The organism is Candidatus Methylomirabilis limnetica, assembly GCF_003044035.1.
Lineage (GTDB): Bacteria > Methylomirabilota > Methylomirabilia > Methylomirabilales > Methylomirabilaceae > Methylomirabilis > Methylomirabilis limnetica.
Window position 1 is genome coordinate 1 of sequence record NZ_NVQC01000003.1, and the last position, 21,209, is coordinate 21,209.

Sequence of the window (21,209 nt, forward strand, 5' to 3'; positions counted from 1 at the left end):
CTCAACGTCATCTCCATCCATCTGCCGCCGCTGCGAGACCGACGGGAGGATATCCCGTTGCTCGCGGCCTCGTTCCTGGCCGATGTCGCTGCGGCGCTGCACTGTCCGGACCTGCACTTCAGCGAGGACGCCCTGCGCCATCTGGCGATGGTCCCATACCCATGGCCCGGCAACATCCGGGAGCTGCGGAATGTGTTGCAGCAGGTGGGTGTCCTGTTGCAACACCCGGAGATCAGGTGGGACGACTTTCCGGCGTCCATTCGTATGGTGCGCGCAGAGGCGCTGCCGGCCGACCGACCCGATTCGACCGGGTGGCTGGCCCAGGCCGAACGCCAGCTCATCCGCCAGATCGTCCAGCAGTGTGCGGGGAACCTGTCCCAGGCGGCACATCAACTCGGTATTTCCCGGAGCACGTTGTACCGGAAGCTGGAACAGTTTGGGCTGAAGCGACAGATGTTGATTGCTCCGGACTAGGACACCTGTTGTGCGACAGATGTCGCAGTGTGGGGCGGAGTAGTTCAAATTAACTATGTTTCCATTTGTGGTCTGACGTCTATCCCCTAAATTATCATCTGAACTCCTTGTTTTCACAGGTGAAGGTAAACTGGATTCGGAACGTCACTGCGTTTGGCATCATCCTTGCGTATATAGCCCATTGAAATTGAGTGGAGACCAGCGTTACCAGTGGTAGTTTGAACTGGGTCCGGGGAGTGAAGAAAGACTTGACAGATATTCCAAGGGCGATATACGATGAATTCTCCTAGAGGTAGGTTTCTGAAAGAGCGATCTTCTTGGAGAAATAACGCCCTGAATCTTAACCCTGTTGCGTGAGTGGCGACAAAGGAGGTGAGAATAGGCGCCAACAGAAAGCCTGGAGATGTGTGATGTCAAGGGCAGCACGGTCTACGTTATCTAATAAATTGATCAGAGCGTAAGGAGGAAGAATCGAATGGCACAGTATAAGACTGAAGCGGTATCGGGTAAAAGTGCCGAGTCAGTAGAGAAGATGTTCGGCTGGGGTACCTGGTGGAAATGCATGATACCTATCAGCATCTTCTACGTCATGATTCGGATCTACCAGCAGTACTTCTCGTGGTCGAAAGGCCTCGACTTCTTTTCTGAGGACTTTCGGGTCTATTGGTGGAACATGCTCATCGGTGAGTTGATCATCGAGGCGGCGGTACTGACCTTCACCTTGGGCTACATCTGGAAGACCCGCGACCGGAATCTGGATCGAATCACGCCGGAGGAGGAACTCAGGCGGTTCTGGGGTCTCGGAATGTGGATCGCGACGTACGCCTGGGCCGTCTATTGGGGTGCCAGCTTCTTTACCGAGCAGGACGGGACGTGGCACCAGACGGTGATCCGCGATACGGACTTTACGCCGAGCCACATCATCGAGTTCTATCTCAGCTACCCGATCTACATCATTATCGGGATTAACTCCTACATGTGGGCCAGGACCCGTATCCCCATGTTTTCCAAGGGGCACTCCCTGCCCTTCATGCTGACGGTCGGCGGTCCTGCGATGATCTTTGTGAATGTGGCGCTGAACGAGTGGGGCCACACCTTCTGGATCATGGAGGAGTTGTTTGTGGCACCGCTCCATTGGGGCTTTGTCACGCTCGGCTGGTGCCTTTTTGGGGTATATGGCATAGCGCTGACAATTACTCCGCGGGTCTTTGAGTTGATCAAGATCTGCAGCGGTAACAAGTCTACTGCGTGACGAAACTCGGTAAGGATCGTTTGTTGAGGATCCTCGAAGTCCACAAGTCCAAATAGTGGAGGGGGGTGGCGTTCTTGCCCCCCTCCCTTTGAGAGAGAGGAAGAGCTATATGGCGCTCTTGACACAACAGCAAGCCCTGAGCCTGGAGCGGAAATTCGATATTATCGTAATAATTGCTGCGTTCACGGGCACGGTCGCGGGGTATCATATTCACCAGATGCTGACCGTCGGCGACTGGGACTTTTGGCTGGACTGGAAGGATCGGCGTTGGTGGGTCACGTTGACGCCGATCCTGTTGATCACCTTTCCCGCGGCAACGCAATATTTCATGTGGGAGAAGATGCGTCTTCCGATCGGCGCCACATTTTGCGTGATGACGCTTCACTTCGGGCAATGGATGAATCGGGTCTTTAACTTCTACATGTGGGCCTGGTTCCCGGTTAACTTTGTCACTCCGAGTCTTATGATACCCAGCGCGATCTTTCTGGACGTGACGCTGATGATGACAGGAAGCTACATGTTCACGGCGTTGTTCGGCGGTATGGGGTGGTCCCTGTTATTCTATCCGGCGAACTGGACTTGGCTCGCCCCGTTTCACTTGGCAGTGAAGCATCCAAGCGGGCCGCTCATGTCGATTGCCGATCTGATGGGGATGGAGTATGTTAGGTCTGCCACGCCTGAATACATCAGGATCATTGAGCGTGGGACGCTACGGACATTCGGAAGGGATGTCACGCCAGTCTCCTCTTTCTTCGCTGGGTTCATCAGCGGGATAGTATACCTCTGGTGGGTTTGGATGGGGAAGGTGATCAGCAGGCCGGTATTCCTCTCGCGTACGTAGCTGTTATTGATGCTGGCCCGTGGTGGGTTCTCGAAGCAAGCCTGCAAGGCAAGAGAAGACTCCACGTGGCGCTGCAATGCGAATGAATTGACTCTTACCCACGAACCTGGGAGGATAACAATGAGGATCGGACGAGCGGCGTTGTCGGCGATCGTGCTTGGAGCGATCGCCGTGTCCGCGGGAACGGTATGGGCCCATGGCGAGCGGTCGCAGGAGCCGTTTCTGCGGATGCGCACGATAACGTTTTACGATACTGAGTGGTCGAAATCGAAGGTGAAGCCCGGCGAGACGATGGATCTGACGGGGAAATTCCATACGTTCAGTGAATGGCCGCAGGCCGTCAATACCCCAGAGTCGATCTTTCTCCACTTCTCGGTACCAGGGCCATCAATGCTTAAGAAAGAGGCGTGGATGAATGGCATGCCCGTCATCAACGCTACCAGTACGATTCTTGGCGGAGACTATGATTATAGAATGGTCCTTATGGGGCGGGTCACCGGGACTTATCATGTTCACCCGATGGTAAATATTGCGGGTGGAGGGCCCCTGGTCGGTGGAGGCCAATTTGTCACTGTCGATGGCGATTGGACTGGCTTTCAAAATAACGTCGCGACCATCGATGGCTCGACAGTGAACATGGAAAACCACGGGCTGGGAAGGATCATCGGCTGGTGGGGTTTTTGGGTCGTCATAGGTCTGTTCTGGCTGTTGTATTGGATAAAGAGACCATTTTTGCGGCGTGTCTTCCAGGTTGGGGTTGTGCCTGAGGAGCAGCTTGTGAGCTCAGGCGATAAAACGGTGGCGGTCGTTCTCATGGTCGCGACAGTCCTCATCGTGTCCATTGGCTACGTCACGACCAACAGCGCCTATCCCATCACGATTCCGCTGCAGGCCGGTAGGATGGATACTCCTGAACTAGCGCCCACCACGGCGTTTACGCCGTACGCCCATGCCACCATAAAGGCTAGGCCGATAACCGCGATCTATACAGTGCCTGGGCGTTCTCTTGGGATGCTGGTAGAGATCAAGAACGGTTCGAACAGGCCTCAGCAGTTGGGGGGATTCATCACGGCCAACCTGCAGTTCAGGGAGCCCAGCATGTTCCCAGACTCGCGGCTCAAGGTCAAGGTGGAGCCTAACGGCCCCATCGCTCCTGGCCAGACAGTACAGCTAACGATTGATGCTACTGACGCGGAATGGGAGTACCAGAGGTTGGCCGAGTTGATCTATGACTCAGATAGCCGGTACGGCGGACTCCTTGAGTTCTTTGATGCAGACAAGAACCGGCAAATTGTCGAGGTCGGCGGTCCTGTGATCCCGTCCTTTGAGGGCGGTGCCACTGCCATGACAGGCGGCGGCAAATGGCGACCAACTACGCAGTACAAATAACGGGAAGGAGACACGAAATCATGGAAGCAGCCGGGATGAACATAGCTCTGCTGGTAATGCTGCTCATTGTCATTATGACGTTGGTGAACCAGGCTTAAGCGGGTGCGTGAGGGTCCCATCCTTTGAGATTCCAGATTCGGGATTTCAACGGGTGGGACCCTCACCCTTTTCAAGCGACGCCACCTCAGCAGGTGGTGGGGAGCTTTAATAAGAAGGCAAGTAGAAGGAAGTAGGATAGGGGAATGAGGGAGTTGGCTTCGATTGGGCTGGCAGTGTTGTTGGTGGCATCCGGGGTATCGCAGGCATGGGCTCACGGTGGTGGTGGCGCTGGTGGAATTACAGAGGGTGATCTTTGCTCGGTAGAAAAGGGACATCAGCTTGTCCACTTCAGCGCCTATCAGCATGTGTCTGCAGGGCCGGCATCTCAGCTTGCTCGGCTCAAGGATGCGGATCTGAAGCGGTACGTTGATGCGCTAAAAGAGGAGTTTCGGTCCTACTGCCGAGATATCCCAAGTACGGGAAAGACGACACTGACCTTTGATCTCATTAGCGATACTCTTCGAACGATTCCGATGGCTGTCCGGGTCGTTGAGGTGACGAATGACGGCGAGTCCGGAACAGTCCTGGAGATCCCGCAGCAAGTCTACCCCACTGGCGTGGTGAGAGCGGAGGCGGAGTTTACTAAGGCCGGGAAATATCGGGCTATCGTCGAGCTTCAGGAGCACCATGCAGACGGATCCCCACTCGTGGGTGCTGACGACGCGGTAAGCCATAGTCACGATGGGACTGGGGCGGCAAATCAGAAGCACGGAACCGCTGGAGAGGAAGAGGCGTATCATGCCTACGATTCTAACTTTAGCTTCCCCTTTACAGTCGGACTGAAGACAGCCAGGTCTGTTGGTGGTTCTTCGTCCATGATGAGCAATCCGGCTATTCTGGTGATGACCATAGCAGGTATTGGTATCGGTACTGTGCTCTATGTAAGGCGAAAGAATAAAGCGGCCTAAACGGACCACATAAGAGCGTCTGGGAAAAAATTGACCCTCTCACGATGGGATGGACACTCGTGAGAGGGTCAATTGTTAGCTATAAGCGCCAGCGCACATACAACTAACTGCGGAGAATCTTTAAGGGCAGTTTCCTTTAATAGCGCCCCAGGCCTTTCCGCATTCGTCAGACGCACATACTTTGTCTCTCTTACATGTCTTAACTTTTTCCGTATCCGTTGTGCCTGAATAGTGCGCTTGGGGAGAAACATCGTTAAGGCCATTGTCCAATCCGTCCACTGGAGAACATCCGCACGGACCTGCCGTCGACTTATAGGTCCAGCCTTGTGCTGAGCCACCGCAAACTCACCTGTTTACAGCTCCCACCATCTCTTCCTTGCCCCCCAAGTGTCATGCGCCTAGTTGCAGTAGCGTGGGAGCTATTGGGGGGGCCGGCAGCAAAAAATATAACAGGCTGCGAGCTAGGCGATACCTCCCGCCAGACCGGTGGTGGTAGGTGGTACCGGTGCCGAAGGGGAGCCTCCTGGCGCAGCAGCTTCGGTGCCTGCCTCAGCGCTGGTAGGTCGTGATGCGTCCAGCGCCACAACCTTCCCCGCCATGACGTCGTCCAGTTCCTCCGCAAATAGGGTTTCGCGATCTAGCAGGGCTTTTGCCACGCGCTGCAGCTTCTCGCGATTAGCCTCGATCATCTGATAAGCTACCGTGTAGCACTCATCGGTGATGCGGCGAACCTCCTGGTCGATCTGGTAGGCGATCTCTTCACTATAGTTTCGGCTGTCGATCATATCTCGACCAAGAAAGACGGGCCCACCCGACCTACCCAGCGTGACGAGACCGAGCTTTTCCGACATGCCGAAATTAGTCACCATTCGGCGAGCCATGCCAGTTGCCTGCTCAAAGTCATTTGAGGCTCCGGTGGTAACCTCGCCGAAAATCAAAGACTCAGCGGCGCGGCCACCCATGCCAACGCTGATTTCCGCCAGTAGTTCTGATCGCGTACGAGTGTAGCGGTCCTCCGGCGGGGCCCCCATCACATAGCCGAGTGCCATCCCGCGCGAGACGATCGTCACCTTGTGGGGCGGATCAGCATTCGGGATGAGCTTGCGCAGGATGGCGTGCCCGGCCTCATGGTAGGCCACCATCTCACGCTCCTTTGGTTTCAGGGCACGACTGCGTCGCAAGGGTCCCGCAATTACGCGCTCGACTGCCTCGTCAAAGTCGGACATACTGACTTGAGTCTTGTTGTGCCTGGCGGCAAGGAGCGCGCCCTCGTTTACCACGGCGGCAAGATCTGCCCCAGAGAAGCCCGGGGTCTGCTTGGCGAGCGTGTCGACGTTGACGTCAGGTGCCATTGGTATTTCGCGCATGTGTACCTGCAAGATAGCCTTGCGACCCTTGCTGTCGGGGTTATCCACGATGATCCGCCGGTCAAAACGCCCAGGGCGCAACAGGGCAGGATCGAGGATGTCTGGCCGGTTAGTGGCGGCAATCACGATAATCCCGATATTGTTCTCGAAGCCGTCCATCGCGACCAGCAGTTGGTTCAAGGTCTGCTCGCGCTCATCGTTTCCGCCGCCGAGGCCCGCCCCACGGTGGCGGCCCACCGCGTCGATCTCGTCGATGAAGACCAGGCAAGGGACGTTCTTCTTGGCTTGCTCGAACAGATCGCGGACGCGGCTGGCGCCCACCCCCACAAAGACCTCCACGAACTCAGATCCCGAGAGCGAGAAGAACGGAACGCTGGCCTCCCCGGCAACCGCCTTAGCAAGAAGCGTCTTCCCGCAGCCTGGTGGCCCCACAAGCAATAGCCCCCTGGGGATCTTCGCGTGCAGCGCCTGAAACTTTTGGGGGTGCTTCAAGAACTCAATGACCTCCAACAGCTCCTCCTTCGGCTCTTCCTCTCCGGCCACGTCTGCGAAGGTAACATTGGGCTTAGTCGCGTCGTGCAGTTTCGCCTTGGATTTACCGAACGACATTGGGCCGCCGCCGCCCCCCCCCATCTGCGAGGCCCGACGGCTCATCATCACGAACAGGCCGATAATCACGAGGAACGGCAAGAAGTTGAACAGAAGGCCAAGCCAGATGGAGCCGCCGGCTTGCGCCTCGATCGCGAAGCGAATCCCCTTCTTTTTCAATAGCTCTTGCAGGTCTCCCGTCGCCTCCTTACTGTAGATCGTCCGAAGGTGCTGCCCCTCAGTGACATGGAAGTAGATAGTGTGATTACTTTCATCGAAGATCACCGTCCCGGCGATCTGTCCTTCTTCCACCAAGTTCATGAGGTCGCTGAAGATGACCTGGGTGGAGGCTTTTTTGGAACTCGAGAAGATCGGAATCAGGATCACGGCGACCACAAGGAACAAGGCGAACACGCTCGCAGCCCATACGTAACGCTTGTTCACGGCAATAACCTCCTTCGTGTTATCCCGACATACCAAAGCCGGGCGTCAAGCATCCGGGACGTTATGCCGGACACATGAAACATCTTATGGCCAAGGTCTATCATCCGACTCTCACTGCACGCATCAACCAATCGTTGCCTTCTTGTCGACATAGCCACGTTTATGGCGAATTACTACCCTGCGCAACTAGCTTCGCCGAGTCTTACAGGAACCACGTTTAGGTTAAATCAAGCATATGAGTTTGTCAAGCCCAACTTCTGTGCCCAAGAACAGTGATAGAAAAATTGTCATTGCGAACGAAGTGAAGCAATCTCGCCTTATTGCACTGAGATTGCCACGCACCCTACGGGTACTCGCAATGACGGGAAGAATCGAGCGGTTGCGAAGTCTATCGCTGTTCCTGGGTCTATGGTTTGTAGAGTCGAATGGTCTGGGGTCATGGGAGGGGGCGCAGCGAATGGGGCGACGCAAGCTGATCTGGGGGGGTAAGCCGGAGGAGCGCGGGATCTCAAAGGGACTGTGTCTCTGCAGCTCGCAACGGCGCAGCGAGCCTGCGCCTGTGACGGTACGCCTGATCGGTCGGATTGTCAGCGCTTCCTTCGAACTCCAGTGATGACCGAGAGAGGAGACTTTCGTGCCGACGTCAGGGATTGCGAGGAAGGGGGTGATGGTGGGCACGAAGCGGCGTGAAAATATGGAGAGCTGGACGACCTCTATTCGCTATGGCCCTAAAGGTCGATCAATGGCTTACTGTAGCTTGCCGAATTCTTTCAGAGTAGAGGCGACTACTAAGGTTTCAGATGTGAATAGGTCTGATCCAGCCATATGCTTCATGATTTTGTTTGCTGCATCTATATCCTTGGCTTCCCATTCGAAAACCAGATCATATTGGCCATAGGTGACATAAGCGGACTTCATCCCCTCGTAACAGGCGGCAGGAAGATCGTTTTCCAGCTTGGACCAAGCCCCTGGTCTTACCTTGGCTAATGTGAGGAACTTCATGATTGGCTACCCTCCCTTATTCGACTATGGACGGTGAGGTTCGTGTGGCTGGCGTTGTCGCTCGACGGGATTACTCGTAGAGCCTCCCCGAACTGGATAATCCGGCCTTGGAGGATTGAGTAGTGGCGGTACCTCCCAGGCATGTGCGAACTCACCGAGGCGATCGCCACGACCAGCAAAAGAAGGGGCAGGCGATAATCCCAGGCATAAGGAACAGCCAGGAGAACCAGCAGTTTGATGAGTACCGCTGCACCTTTGCCCATGAAGAGCCAGTGCAGTCCGATAGTAGAGATCTCCAGCACCATCAGACCAATACCGCTCGCGATCGTCATGTACAGGGCCGGCAGCAAACGGTCTGCGTCGATCGCGAACGTATGCCCCCCCAGCAGGATGCCGAAGCCCACCAGATGTAGGGTTCGTAGCAGAAGCGACAGACCCCGCTTTCGCGAATAGCCCTGCGCCATCTTCGCAGTGTCTGTCAGTTGTAGCATCTGGTGAGCTCCGGCTGAAGCCTGCCATCAATTTAGAACTTAACCATCAACTCAGCGATCCCTTGCTGAGCAACGTTGCTGCCGTGGCTATTGCTCATTCCGACTTGATTCCGGTTGGGGCTGAGGTCGGTCACAATGTAGTTACCCCGCACCCAGACGCTGGGGTTGACATACCAAGTCAGACCGAGGGTGCCAGACTGCATCTCCAGTGTCTGCTCGGTGGCCGCGCCAGTCGTGGCAGAATTAAAGGTGCCCTCACTGTCGTCGACGCGCAGGAACTCGTAGCGCGTGTTGGCCAGCAGGCCATTGCGCTTATTGCCGAAGATCCAGTAGCCGATCGTCCCATACGTACCCTGCATGGTGAGGTCGTCTAGATCCGAGCCGCCAACACCCAAGCCATTACGTCTCTGGGAGGCGTAATGGTACTCACCCTTGAGAATAAACGGGTACCAGTCGAACACGAAGTCGACGCCGCCAGTGTTCCGGTCCCCGTTGATCAGGAAGCCGTTCTGGAGGCCGTTACCGTTACCGGCTAGCGTGACGCCGGTTGGACCAATCGGATTAAACCGGTGAGCCGTCGAGGCGCCACCTACGGGCGACGTCACCAGGTCGCGAGCGCCATTACCTCTCACGATGTCGAAGTTACGGTGATCGGCATTCAGGCCGATGGTGAGATTCCCGATGGGCATCGGGGGTGAAAAGGCAAATCGACCGGTGTACTCCTTGTCGCCGTCGTTGTCGGTGGCGCACTGATCGACCCGGCCGCAGCCATTAAAGATTCCCAATCCATAGTAGACGGGTAGTACGTTGGCGAGTTTCAGATTGCCCGAGACCATGAGACCCATCTGCAGGTCCGGGGCAAGCGCCCTGACGACGACCGCCCGCTCGGCGAAGTCCAGGTCTTGAGAGGCCGTTGCCATCTCGAGGCTGTACATGTCCCTGAACTGACCGACCTTCACCTTGGCCCACGGGGCATACGTGTAGGTGGCGAAGGCTGCTTCGAGCCGCGTGCCCTGTCCGCCGCTCACGAGCTCCGGCTCGATGTGGAAGCCGAAGTCCTTGTAGATCGTGCCGCTCAAGATGATCCGGGCACGGCGCATCTTAAAGGTACTCGCGTCGTGCCGTGCATTTCCTGATGCCACTGATCCAGCGGGGAAATGTTCATCCTCTTTTGACCCTTCAACCTGCATCCAGTTCTGGACATACCCGCTCAGGTTCAGTCGGAACTGGTCGTCGGCTGACTTCAGGAAGAACCCCTTCCCGGGCTCATACCCGGTGAGCAGTGACGAGGCCGCGGCCGCCTGGGCCTTCTGCTCCACCTCCATTACGCGCCTGCTCATCTCGTCCTGTTGCGCGGTCCGGTCTTGCCGTAGACGGTGCATCTCCTGCTGCAACTGCTGTAGCGACTTCTGCTGTGTCTCAAATGCCTGCTCGAGCTCCGTGAGCTTGTCGGCCCACGCCCCCACCGGGGCGAGCAGTAAGGCACTGCCCAGGACGACACCGCGGACCCACCACTTTCTTTGATCCATGACTCCCCCTCTGCGTTTTAAGGTTAATCACCGCACTCCCAAATTCGGAGCGCTTTACCGGTGCGGGGCGCTGCGCTGACCCCGCCCTGAACACGCCATCCCACGCCGAGTAAACGTGAGCTACAGGCCCTCCAGCGGGAGCTGTCGGATGGTAAGTAACTCCCGCTGCGTAGCGGCGACAATATCGCTCAGCTTGAGCCCTCTGTCAAGGATTTTCTTCAGCCGCATGGATGGCACGTTTCGGTTGAAGACGATCGGCGGTAATGGCAGTGTGCGCGCAGGGCGGCACGCCCACTTACGGGATGGCCGCATGCGGATGAACGCGAAGAGACGAGATGCTTCAGACCATTGAGTCCACAGGGGGTTCATTTTAGACGCCAGAGGGCGCCATCCGACTCCTGTATCAGCGCCGGTTACCGGCGGAGGAGGTGCAGGCCGAGTGTCGCGATGTGGCGGCCGTGGCGCATGCGATCCGGACTAAGCAGATCCACTATCGAGATCAGTGCGGCAGCACGCACGGTGCAAGCCAGGGATAACGGATGACGCGTGAGGGAACTCCGCGGTGAGCGTAACTAACCGCACGCTGATACTGGGCGGGACCGGGAGTACCGCCGCCCCTGTAAGGCCGTGGAGCTTGTACAGGCACTTATCGCGGCGGGGCCGGGTTCGGGTCGAGGACTGAGGGCGCGGATTGGTCCTCTATTGTTCGTACCCTTTTTCAGCTTGACAGGTATTACTGATGACTGTACATTTGCGTCATGGCGCACCCAGGCACCGGATCGAAACGGTTGGCGCGGACCCGGCGGACGGATCGTCGGCAGGAGACCGGAGTTCGTGCAGGTGATGCGGTCACCCCCCGTGTCGACGAGGAAGGCGAGCATCGGTCTGTCGTTGATAAAAAAGCCTCGCAAGACGAGCCAGGAGGCACACAGCCTGCGGAATCACTGAGGGCTGCCTTCAGGCTTTTCGAGGAGACGGCCGATGGGGTATTTATCAGTTCACCGTCGGGTGAGATTCTGTTCTGCAACCGGGCCGCTGAAACCATCCTGGAAGCTTCCGCGCAACAAGTCGTCGGGCAGGAGTGCCGCGAATTCTTCAACGGCCGTGACGCTAACGGTAATCAGCTCTGTCAGTGGCCTTGCCCCCTCAAGATGTCGTTGAACCGCGGAGACCTGATCCAGCATTTTGAGATGGCTACTCGGACGAGGACGGGCAAACCGCTGTGGATCGATGTGAGCTGTGTTGCCCTTCCCTGTGACGACAACCAGCCTCCGACGGTCGCCCACCTCTTCCGTGATGTCACTGCGGCACACCAGCTTGAGGTTCTCGTTCGCCAACAACTGGCTCAGACTCAACTCGCGACGAGCGAGGATGTTCTGCCCCCCATCGTTGAACTGACTCGGCGGGAACTGCAGGTCGTCACCCTGATGCGGACTGGCGCAACCACGGCGGCCATCGCGGAGCAGCTTTTCATCAGTAAAACTACGGTGAGAAACCACATCCAGAACATCTTCAGCAAGCTCAAGGTTCATTCTCGGCTGGAGGTCGTGGCCTACGTGAATGAGATTACGCGGCGAGAGCCCACGACTCGCGAAAAGGCTGGACCGGCGCCGGGAGCCACGAAGGAACCCCCCAAGGCAGCGTGATAGCCGTGATCAAATTGATTAAGTCAACCGCTGAAGCTGCGGACCCGGGGAAGGTAAAATCGTTTAGTGTGATGAATATGCATCACAAGATTGAGTTAATTGCATGATTTATGGGTCCAACTGGAAAAGCGTATATACGAGATTGTATTGGCGTGATCGACTGGGTTGACCGTTGGAGCTGTAGCCTCGGGGGAGGTAGAATCGTTTAGCGTGATGAATATGCATCGCAATATTGAGTCAATTGCATTATTTACAAGTCCCATAGGGCTAGTATATTAAGGTATTGTGGGATCGGAACTTAAGCGTCGCAAGTTGATTTGATTACAGGCGTTACACGGGCTACCGGGGGTCGCAGCATCGCCACAGAGGCGATCTTCCCCATGAACCTTACGATAACGAAGGGAGGTGAGTCGGCAAGCAGAGAATAAGTAGCGCAACGGGGCACCGACTGGATGGATCGCAACGACAACAGGAGAGTGGCCACCTACGTTATAGGGAGAGCCACAGGAGGAAACATGAGTCCTAATCCTAACGAAGCTGTCAGCAAGGCGAAGATGCACAGGACCTTCGCACAGGCCCTATTAATTAAGAAGTATTGGTGGCTTCATGCTTTGATCGTTACGGCAATCAGCGTCATCGGTCTCATTGCTCTCGGCGTCTGGACCTACGCGGGCGCTCCCCCGCTGGTGAATTTTGTGTCGTCCACTACTGGGGAGGTTGTAATCCCGGAGTGGGAAATGAATCGTGGGAAGCAAGTGTTTTTCCTGAAGGGCCTGATGACGTATGGCTCCTTCTGGGGGGACGGAGCCGAGCGCGGACCTGATTTCACCGCTGAGGCCCTCCACCGCACGTCCCTCTCTATGGGCACGCACTATAGAAATGAGATCGCGAAGACACGGGCTGTGACCCAAGACGACGAGGACATGATCAAGACGAGGGTGGCACGAGAGATCCATACGAACCTGTATGACTCGGCGGCTGGCGTCATTCGTCTTAACGATGCCCAGATTTTTGCGTATCATGAGTTGAACACTCACTACACCCGGATGTTTACGGATCGAACCTACGTAGAAGCATTCCAGAATGGCAGAATTGAGAGCTACATCAAAAACCCAGCAGACATCAAGGCCTTGACGGGCTTCTTCTTCTGGGGCGGCTGGGTTTCCGGGGCGAATCGACCGGGTGAGGTCTACAGCTACACCCACAACTGGCCATACGATCCAGCGGTGGGTAACTTCCCGACGTACGCGACGTATATCTGGAGCTTCCTTTCGATCTTCGTGCTGTTCCTTGGCACCATGCTCGTCCTGTACGTTTACGGGGAAATGAAGACCCTGCCAGGCGAGCCGTTCAATGGGCGGGATTGGTCGCTGACCACGGTTGACCTTGAAAACAAGGGCGACGCCTATGTTCGTCCCACCCAGCGTGCGACGTATAAGTTCTTTGCTTTTGCCGTGATCCTGTTCCTGGTCCAGATCCTGGCAGGTATCATCAGCGCAGAAGATTTCATTGGTGGTGGGCCGGTTGATGCGATGTTGGGCATGGTTGGGCTCACCATCCCCTTTAGCGTTGCCAGAGGCTGGCATCTTATCGTCCAGATCTACTGGTTCTTTATGGCCTGGGTTGGCTACACCATCTTCTTCCTGCCCAGGATTTCGAAGGTCCCGAACGGACAGAGGTTCCTGATCAACCTGCTCTTTACCCTGTGTGTTATCGTCGGGGCAGGCGCTCTGTTTGGTATCTATCTCGGACATACGGGCTTTTTTGCCAATGACGAGATGGCCTACTGGTTCGGGAGTCAGGGTTGGGAGTTCCTGGAGCTCGGGCGATTCTGGCATGTTCTCATGCTGATCTCGTTCTGTCTCTGGGTCTTCATCATCTTCCGCGCCGTGAAGCCGTGGCTCACGAGCCAGAATATGTGGTCCGTACCGGCTTGGCTGTTCTACGGCAGCGCGATCATGGTGCTGTTCCTGTTCTTCGGGATGTTTATGACCCCTCAGCAGAACTTCGCCATCTCCGACTATTGGCGGTGGATGAACATCCACATGTGGGTTGAGGTAACCTTCGAAGTCTTCACCACCTGTATCGTTGGGTACATGCTGGTGCAGATGGGTCTGGTGAACCGGGCCATGGCCGAGCGGGTGATCTTCCTGGCGGTCATGATGTTCCTCGTCACCGCCCTGATCGGTATCTCTCACAACTTCTACTGGATCGCCAAGCCAACAGGGATCATTGCACTGGGCAGCGTCTTCTCCACCATGCAGGTGTTGCCTCTGCTCTTGATCACCCTGGATGCCTGGAAGATGCGGACGGAGCGGGTCAAGGCCCATGAGGCTGTTGCCGAGGGCAAGCAGCGCTTCGTGATGGACGGCGTTTGGACGTTCATCCTTGCCGTCAACTTCTGGAACATCTTCGGCGCAGGCGTGATGGGCTCAATGATCAACCTGCCCATCATCAACTACTATGAGCATGGCACCTACGTCACCAGCAACCATGCCCATGGCGCCATGTTCGGCGTCAAAGGCAACATCGCAATTGGCGGTATGCTGTTTGCCTGCCAGCACCTGTTCCAGCGCTCTGCCTGGAATGAGAAGCTGATCAAGACCGTGTTCTGGTCGCTGCAGATCGGCTTGGTAATGATGATGATGATGGATATGTTCCCAGTCGGTCTGTATCAGGTTGCGGCCATCATCCAGCACGGCTTCTGGTATGGTCGGCAGCAGTCGTTCATTACGAATGAAGTGTGGCACACCCTGACCTTGCTGCGCGCGATCGGTGGGGCGGTATTCCTCTTCGGAGGCGTCTTGCCGCTTACGTGGTTCATTCTGTCCAGGGGGACCCGGATGGTCCGCGAGGCCGCCACAGTTGAGGAAGGCGAGTGGACAATCTACGATAAGGAGAAGGCGAAGGAGCGGGAAGCTTGGGCCGCTTCTGACGAAGCTTTCTAGTCTGAGGATCTAGGTAGGTAAGTCACACTGCACTTCGATACCCCCCAGTACAGCAGAAATGCTGTGCTGGGGGGTATCGCTTTTCTGGCAGGTAGTTGCGCGTGCGAGGTGATGGCTTCGTTCCGAAAGGCGCTGGACAGACCACCAACGCGACCGTTTTTACCCCTTCCAGTCTCCGCCTCCACTCCCACATTCCGCCCACCCGGGCTACACTCCCCTCCAGCTCCACCCACCCAAGAACAGCGATAGAAAATTGTCATTGCGAATGAAGTGAAGCAATCTCGCATTGTTGTACTGAGATTGCCGCGCACCCTGCGGGTACTCGCAATGACGCAAGGAATCGCGTGGTTGCTAGGTCTAGCGCTGTTCTTGGGATCCATCTGACGCTTGACACTAGGGGCCAGGCTTCTACTGCCTCAAAGCATAACGCCGACTCTCTGCTCTCGCTCAGCGATAGCGGCTCATTTCGGGGTGTTTATAGGTTACCAGAGTGGATGCACGGCTACTCCTCTACTGGTAGACCTTTGACCCTTGTGTGACATCGAGGGGCTCACTCAGCAAGCGGGCGCTGAGGCCGTTCACTGACCAGAATCCGAGAGAGTGATGCATTTGCATCGTAAATTATGTCAATCACCTCATTTACAGGCTGTACTGAGGGTCATAAATTGCCATTGAGAGGTGTTGGGGTGATTATTGAGGAGGTCTTCACCATGAACTTCACGGTAGGGGTCGACACGAAGAGCAAGCAGGGCGTCGGGTCACCGGCTGGCCGACCAGGCGTGTGCCGTCGAGCTTGCGCCCTGCAGGCTGATCGCGAAGCCCGGGCGCCCCCGACGGCCGGGGCAACAACAGACGCGGGATCGCAATAACATTGAGAGTGGCCACCTAAGTTATAGGGAGGGCCATGGAGGGGTGTAAGATGAGTCCTCATCCTAGTACACCTGTCAGCAAGGCGAAGGTCTACAGGACCTTCGCGCAAGCCCTATTAATTAAGAAATATTGGTGGCTTCATGCTTTGATCGTCGGCCTGATCAGCGTCGTCGGCCTCATCGCTCTCGGCGTCTGGACCTACGCGAGCGCTCCCCCGTTGGTAAATTTTGTGGCGGTATCCAATAGTGGAACGGTGGTGATTCCAGAGTGGGAAATCCAGCGTGGGAAGCAAGTGTTTTTCCTGAAGGGCCTGATGACGTATGGCTCCTTCTGGGGAGACGGAGGGGAGCGCGGGCCGGATTACACCGCCGAAGCTCTGCATCATACTTCCGTGTCCATGAGAAAGTACTATTCGGCCGAGATCGTAAAGAGTCGTCCTCTGACCCAAGACGACCTGGGTATGATCGATTCGCGGGTCAAGCGGGAGATTCATACGAATCTCTACGACGAGAAAGCCGGCGTTATTGCCCTTAACGATGCCCAGATTTTTGCGTACCAGGAGTTGATCACCCATTATACGCGGACGTTTACGGATGCCACCTATGAAGAAGCGTTTATGAAGGGAAGGATCGAAAATCATATCAGCAACCCAGCAGACCTCAAGGCACTAGCGTCGTTCTTCTTCTGGGGGGGCTGGGTTTCCGGGGCGAATCGACCGGGTGAGGACTATAGTTATACACACAACTGGCCACCCGATCAGTCCGTCAACAACTACCCGACGTTCCCGACGTATCTCTGGAGCTTTATCTCGATCTTCGTGCTGTTCGCGGGTACCATGTTGGTCCTATACATCTACGGGGAAATGAAGACCCTGCCTGGCGAGCCGTTCAATGGGCGGGATTGGTCGCTGACCACGGTTGACCTTGAAAACAAGGGTGACGCCTATGTTCGTCCCACCCAGCGTGCTACGTATAAGTTCTTTGCCTTTGCCGTGATCCTATTCCTGGTCCAGATCCTGGCAGGTATCCTGAGCGCAGAGGATTTCGTCGGTGGGGGACCGGGTAGCTTCCTGGCGACATCGGTATTGGGGTTTACTATCCCCTTCACCGTTACTCGAGGCTGGCATCTTATCGTCCAGATCTACTGGTTCTTTATGGCCTGGGTCGGCTACACCCTCTTCTTCCTGCCCAGGATTTCGAAGGTCCCGAACGGACAGCGGTTCCTGATCAACCTGCTCTTTACGCTATGTGTCATCGTGGGCGCAGGCGCGCTGTTTGGCATCTATTTCGGACATACGGGGTGGTTTGCTAACGACGAGATGGCCTACTGGTTCGGGAGCCAGGGTTGGGAGTTCCTGGAGCTCGGGCGATTCTGGCATATTCTTATGCTGTCCTCGTTCTGTCTCTGGGTCTTCATCATCTTCCGCGCCGTGAGGCCGTGGCTCACGAGCCAGAATATGTGGTCCGTGCCGGCCTGGCTGTTCTATGGCAGCGGCATGATGGTGCTGTTCCTGTTCTTCGGGTTGTTCATGACCCCGACGCAGAACTTCGCCATTGCGGACTACTGGCGGTGGATGAACATCCATATGTGGGTTGAGGTGACCTTCGAAGTGTTCACCACCTGTATCATTGGGTACATGCTGGTGCAGATGGGTCTGGTGAACCGGGCCATGGCCGAGCGGGTGATCTTCCTGGCGGTCATGATGTTCCTCGTCACCGCCCTGATCGGCATCTCTCACAACTTCTACTGGATCGCCAAGCCAACAGGGATCATTGCACTGGGCAGCGTCTTCTCCACCATGCAGGTGTTGCCTCTGCTCTTGATCACCCTGGATGCCTGGAAGATGCGGACGGAGCGGATCAAGGCCCATGAGGCCGTTGCCGAGGGCAAGCAGCGCTTCGTGATGGACGGCGTCTGGACGTTCATCCTCGCTGTCAACTTCTGGAATATCTTCGGCGCGGGCATCATGGGCTCGATGATCAACCTGCCCATCGTCAACTACTATGAGCATGGTACCTACCTCACTGGTAGTCATGCGCATGCCGCCATGTTCGGCGTCAAAGGCAACATCGCGATTGCCGGTATGCTGTTTGCCTGCCAGCATCTGTTCCAGCGCTCTGCCTGGAATGAGAAGCTGATCAAAACCATATTTTGGTCGCTGCAGATCGGCTTGAGCCTGATGATAGGATTGGATCTGTTCCCGATCGGTCTGTACCAGGTAGCGACCGTCTTCAAGGAAGGCCTCTGGGCCGCACGAGCGCAGTCACACGTAACGGATAGCGTGTGGGTTACTTTGACGTGGCTGCGCACGATCGGTGGAGCGATCTTCCTCTTTGGAGGCGTATTGCCGCTAGCCTGGTTCATTCTGTCCAGGGGAACCCGGATGGTCCGCGAGGCCGCCACAGTTGAGGAAGGCGAGTGGACAATCTACGATAAGGAGAAGGCGAAGGAGCGGGAATCTTGGGCTGCTTCTGATGAGGCCTTCTAGTCTGAGGATCTAGGTAGGTAAGTCACACTGCACTTCGATACCCCCCAGTACAGCAGAAATGCTGTGCTGGGGGGTATCGCTTTTCGCGCAGGTAGTTTCGCGTGAGGTCTGGATTCGTTCCGAAATGTCTGCGGAAGCCTTAGGCGTGGCGACCAGACGACGGCGTTACTTGCCCCAGTCGCGGGGGTAGCGGAAGTCGCGGTCGATGGTGCGGGCAGAGATTTTGGCGATGAGAGGCAGGCGCCGCTTGTACTGAGAGGCCTGGACCTTAGTGAGAACGGCTCTGACGAATCGCTCCTCAAAGCCAGCGGCAATGAGCTCAGAGATTTCGCAACGGCGATCCACCATGAGATAGAGGATCCGATCAACCTCCTCGTAGGTAAAGCCAAGTTCCGCCTCGTCGGTCTGCCCAACCCAGAGGTCGCCGCTGGGCGCCTTTCGGACGATGACCTCCGGGATACCCATGTGGCGCGCCAAGTGCCGGATCTGGGTCTTATACAGGTCACCCAGGGGATTGATGGCGCTGGCCATGTCTCCATACAGCGTGCCGTATCCCAACAACAGCTCCGTCTTGTTGCTGGTCCCCAGGACCAGGGCCTTGAGCTTGGCCGAATGATCGAAAAGGATGGTCATCCGCTCGCGGGCCATCTTGTTGCCACGGCGAACGTGATCGGATTCCGGGAACCGTTCGAAGTAGGCGTCCACCATCGGCGTAATCTCGATAACGTCAGATTGGATGCCCAGTTGCTTCACCACCAGTTCGGCGTGCTCCCGGCTCTCCGGACTGCTGGTCCGGTACGGCATCATGAGGGCCCAGACATTCTCGGCGCCGAGGGCCTTGGCCCCGAGATAGGCGGACAGTGCTGAATCCACCCCGCCGGAAAGCCCAACCACGATACGGCTGAACCCGGTCTTTCGGACCTCGTTGGCAATGAATCCAGTCAGGATATGTTGGACGAATTCGCAGTGTAAAGAGAGACCGATCACCTGACCCCCTCCCTTCTTACCCGCTCGAGCTCTCGAAGTGTGACATCCAACCGCTCATCTCGAAGCAATGGATTTACCGTTCTGGCCCGGCGCACCTCTGCGGGATCGATCTCGACCACCAGGATCTCCTCGCTGAGGTACTCTGCCTTGGCCACCGGCTCGCCGGAGGGGGTGATCACCTCTGAGCCTCCCCAAAAGCAAGCCCCATCTTCGTAACCGACCCGATTCGCGAAGAGGACATAGCAGGTAAAGAGTTGGGCATAGGCCCGATTGATCGTTTCCCAGGCCCTAGCGTTCGCGAAAGATTTGCCCTCCTCCAGACCCCCGCGACCCGGACTGGCAGAGGGAGAGATGAGGATCTCCATCCCATCGATGGAGGCAACATACGCCGCCGAGGGATGCCACATGTCCTCGCAGATCAGGATCGCAGACCGACCGACCCTCGCGCGAAATGTCCTGATCTGGCCGCCTTCCGCAAGATACCGTTGCTCATCGAAGATCCCGTACGTGGGCAAGTAGACCTTGCGGTGAACGTGCTGAATTTCACCCATTGAGAGATAAATGGCGGCATTGTAGAATAGGTGTTCTGACGACTCCTCAACTAGTCCAACAACGAGATCGATGCGTTGGCTTAGATCTCTGAGCCTTCCGAGGATGGGACTGGTCATGGGAAGGGCCACGGATGAAACGAGGTCCTTGAGGAAGTATCCGGTCAGGCTCAGCTCAGGAAAGACCAGCAGGCTGGCGCCACGGCGAATCGCCTCTTCAGCCGTCTTTTCATGTAGGGCCAGGTTCCGCTCCAGATCGCCGAGAGCGGGGTTAATCTGTGCTAGGGCGATGGTGTGTCGGCTCACGTTCCTCTACTCCATACGTCAGACAAGGCCAGACTGCGATAGATGGCTTCCATGCTGGGTGACAAAGGGCCGCCCCGTGATTGATAGACGAACAGAGGGGTAAGGATCTGCAGCCCTGGCCGTCCGTCTCGTCGCGCCTCGACCAGGCTCAGTTCCGCCTCGGCGCCAGGGTAGGAATATACCAGTTGTAACTTTTTCGGTTCTAACCGATTAGCCCTGAGGTCGCTCAGCAGCTCGACGAGCCGCGAGGCATGGTAGATCAGGCACGCTCTCCCCTTGGGGGCGAGCACATATCGGATGGCCGCAACCGCCCCTTGAAGGGTAGCGGTCAGCTCATGCTTGGCCTGTCGGATCTCTGGATCCGGGCTGAGCCGCCCTCTGCCGAGCTCTCGATACGGTGGGTTGCAGAGAACCATATCAAAACCCGCCGTTGGCAGTAACCCTTTAATCTGACGGAGGTCGCCCTCCACGATCTCGATGCGGCCCTGTAGCCCATTGAGTCGTGCTCCCCTCCTGGCCCGGTCGGCTAGGGCAGGCTGGACCTCAAGTCCAACGATGCGGACACGTGGATGCCGATGAGCCAGCAGGAAGGTGATGGCGCCGTTTCCGCAGCCGAGCTCAAGGATCCGGTCGGTGGATCGCGGCACGGCCCACTGCGCCAGCAACAGCGCATCCATCGAATGGCGGAAGCCCGTAAGGCTCTGGAGGACCTTCAGACCAGAGATGCCAAGGTCATCCAGGGATTCGCCCTTGCCAAGCCACGAATCAGTCTGGGGGGCAGGAATCGTACTTGTGTCGCACACCAGGACGGAAGCCGGGTCTGCCTTTCCCTGCTGAATCGCTCCGTTCATCGTGCCATTACTCTAATGTATCCCTCAGGAAAAGACAAATGATTAGCCTTCAGCGGGTGTAAGACAAATTTATGGGTAAGCTTCTCACCCCGTTGCCCGATTTCCCCAAAACTCCTCCCACCGGCCACTGATCTGACAGCAACGTAGGGCGATAATTGCGTTGGCCCCTCTGACAGTCCAT

At 56.6% G+C, this 21,209-nt stretch carries 16 protein-coding genes; 9 read left to right on the plus strand and 7 right to left on the minus strand.

Features of this window, described 5'->3' with window-relative positions; translation table 11 throughout:
• The 5 genes from CLG94_RS00085 to CLG94_RS00105 form a co-directional block, all read left to right on the plus strand.
• Positions 1 to 474, plus strand: a 474-nt coding sequence (locus CLG94_RS00085) for an AAA-type ATPase lid domain-containing protein (protein ID WP_133174576.1), incomplete at its 5' end; no start/stop codon positions are given.
• A gap of 475 nt (positions 475 to 949) precedes the next feature.
• Positions 950 to 1,726 carry a bacterial ammonia monooxygenase, subunit AmoC gene (gene amoC, locus CLG94_RS00090; RefSeq protein ID WP_107560873.1) on the plus strand — a complete coding sequence of 259 codons (777 nt, stop codon included), beginning with the start codon at positions 950 to 952 and terminating at the stop codon, positions 1,724 to 1,726.
• Positions 1,727 to 1,835: 109 nt separating this feature from the next.
• Positions 1,836 to 2,567, plus strand: coding sequence for a bacterial ammonia monooxygenase, subunit AmoA (amoA, locus tag CLG94_RS00095; protein ID WP_107560874.1), 732 nt, complete (start codon positions 1,836 to 1,838; stop codon positions 2,565 to 2,567).
• Between the two features lie 120 nt (positions 2,568 to 2,687).
• Positions 2,688 to 3,956, plus strand: coding sequence for a bacterial ammonia monooxygenase, subunit AmoB (amoB, locus tag CLG94_RS00100; protein ID WP_107560875.1), 1,269 nt, complete (start codon positions 2,688 to 2,690; stop codon positions 3,954 to 3,956).
• 242 nt (positions 3,957 to 4,198) lie between these two features.
• Entirely contained in the window at positions 4,199 to 4,963 is a 765-nt protein-coding gene (locus tag CLG94_RS00105) for a hypothetical protein (RefSeq protein ID WP_107560876.1), read from the plus strand.
• 461 nt (positions 4,964 to 5,424) lie between these two features.
• On the opposite strand, the gene ftsH is transcribed toward CLG94_RS00105, so the two are convergent.
• Positions 5,425 to 7,362 carry an ATP-dependent zinc metalloprotease FtsH gene (gene ftsH / locus CLG94_RS00110; RefSeq protein WP_107560877.1) on the minus strand — a complete coding sequence of 646 codons (1,938 nt, stop codon included), beginning with the start codon at positions 7,360 to 7,362 and terminating at the stop codon, positions 5,425 to 5,427.
• Positions 7,363 to 7,720: 358 nt separating this feature from the next.
• Between ftsH and CLG94_RS12915 the strand changes: the two genes are divergently transcribed.
• The gene (locus tag CLG94_RS12915; protein WP_133174577.1) at positions 7,721 to 7,975 is read left to right on the plus strand and encodes a hypothetical protein; all 255 of its coding nucleotides are present in this window, start codon (positions 7,721 to 7,723) and stop codon (positions 7,973 to 7,975) included.
• 134 nt (positions 7,976 to 8,109) lie between these two features.
• Here the strand turns inward: CLG94_RS12915 and CLG94_RS00115 are convergent, their stop codons facing one another.
• Genes CLG94_RS00115 through CLG94_RS00125 form a run of 3 tightly spaced genes read right to left on the minus strand, consistent with a single transcriptional unit; the run spans position 8,110 to position 10,384 of the window.
• A complete protein-coding gene (locus CLG94_RS00115; RefSeq protein WP_107560878.1) occupies positions 8,110 to 8,364 on the minus strand; it encodes a hypothetical protein in 255 nt (84 codons plus the stop codon).
• Entirely contained in the window at positions 8,361 to 8,855 is a 495-nt protein-coding gene (locus tag CLG94_RS00120; RefSeq protein WP_107560879.1) for a hypothetical protein, read from the minus strand. The genes CLG94_RS00115 and CLG94_RS00120 overlap by 4 nt, the downstream gene beginning before the upstream one ends.
• 32 nt (positions 8,856 to 8,887) lie before the next feature.
• The gene (locus CLG94_RS00125; protein ID WP_107560880.1) at positions 8,888 to 10,384 is read right to left on the minus strand and encodes a porin; all 1,497 of its coding nucleotides are present in this window, start codon (positions 10,382 to 10,384) and stop codon (positions 8,888 to 8,890) included.
• A 758-nt stretch (positions 10,385 to 11,142) separates the two neighbouring features.
• Between CLG94_RS00125 and CLG94_RS00135 the strand changes: the two genes are divergently transcribed.
• The 3 genes from CLG94_RS00135 (at position 11,143) to CLG94_RS00145 (ending at position 18,336) form a co-directional block, all read left to right on the plus strand.
• Positions 11,143 to 12,030 carry a helix-turn-helix transcriptional regulator gene (locus CLG94_RS00135; RefSeq protein WP_107560882.1) on the plus strand — a complete coding sequence of 296 codons (888 nt, stop codon included), beginning with the start codon at positions 11,143 to 11,145 and terminating at the stop codon, positions 12,028 to 12,030.
• A 515-nt stretch (positions 12,031 to 12,545) separates the two neighbouring features.
• Positions 12,546 to 14,978 carry a nitric-oxide reductase large subunit gene (locus CLG94_RS00140; RefSeq protein ID WP_107560883.1) on the plus strand — a complete coding sequence of 811 codons (2,433 nt, stop codon included), beginning with the start codon at positions 12,546 to 12,548 and terminating at the stop codon, positions 14,976 to 14,978.
• Positions 14,979 to 15,897: 919 nt separating this feature from the next.
• The gene (locus CLG94_RS00145; protein WP_107560884.1) at positions 15,898 to 18,336 is read left to right on the plus strand and encodes a nitric-oxide reductase large subunit; all 2,439 of its coding nucleotides are present in this window, start codon (positions 15,898 to 15,900) and stop codon (positions 18,334 to 18,336) included.
• A gap of 165 nt (positions 18,337 to 18,501) precedes the next feature.
• On the opposite strand, the gene CLG94_RS00150 is transcribed toward CLG94_RS00145, so the two are convergent.
• Genes CLG94_RS00150 through CLG94_RS00160 form a run of 3 tightly spaced genes read right to left on the minus strand, consistent with a single transcriptional unit; the run spans position 18,502 to position 21,028 of the window.
• Positions 18,502 to 19,323, minus strand: a complete 822-nt coding sequence (locus CLG94_RS00150; RefSeq protein ID WP_107560885.1) for an NAD+ synthase — start codon at positions 19,321 to 19,323, stop codon at positions 18,502 to 18,504.
• Entirely contained in the window at positions 19,320 to 20,177 is an 858-nt protein-coding gene (locus CLG94_RS00155) for a nitrilase-related carbon-nitrogen hydrolase (RefSeq protein WP_107560886.1), read from the minus strand. Before CLG94_RS00155 ends, CLG94_RS00150 begins: the two co-directional genes overlap by 4 nt.
• On the minus strand, positions 20,174 to 21,028 hold the full coding sequence (locus tag CLG94_RS00160) for a tRNA1(Val) (adenine(37)-N6)-methyltransferase (protein ID WP_107560887.1): 855 nt from the start codon (positions 21,026 to 21,028) through the stop codon (positions 20,174 to 20,176). Before CLG94_RS00160 ends, CLG94_RS00155 begins: the two co-directional genes overlap by 4 nt.
• Positions 21,029 to 21,209: the final 181 nt, after the last annotated feature.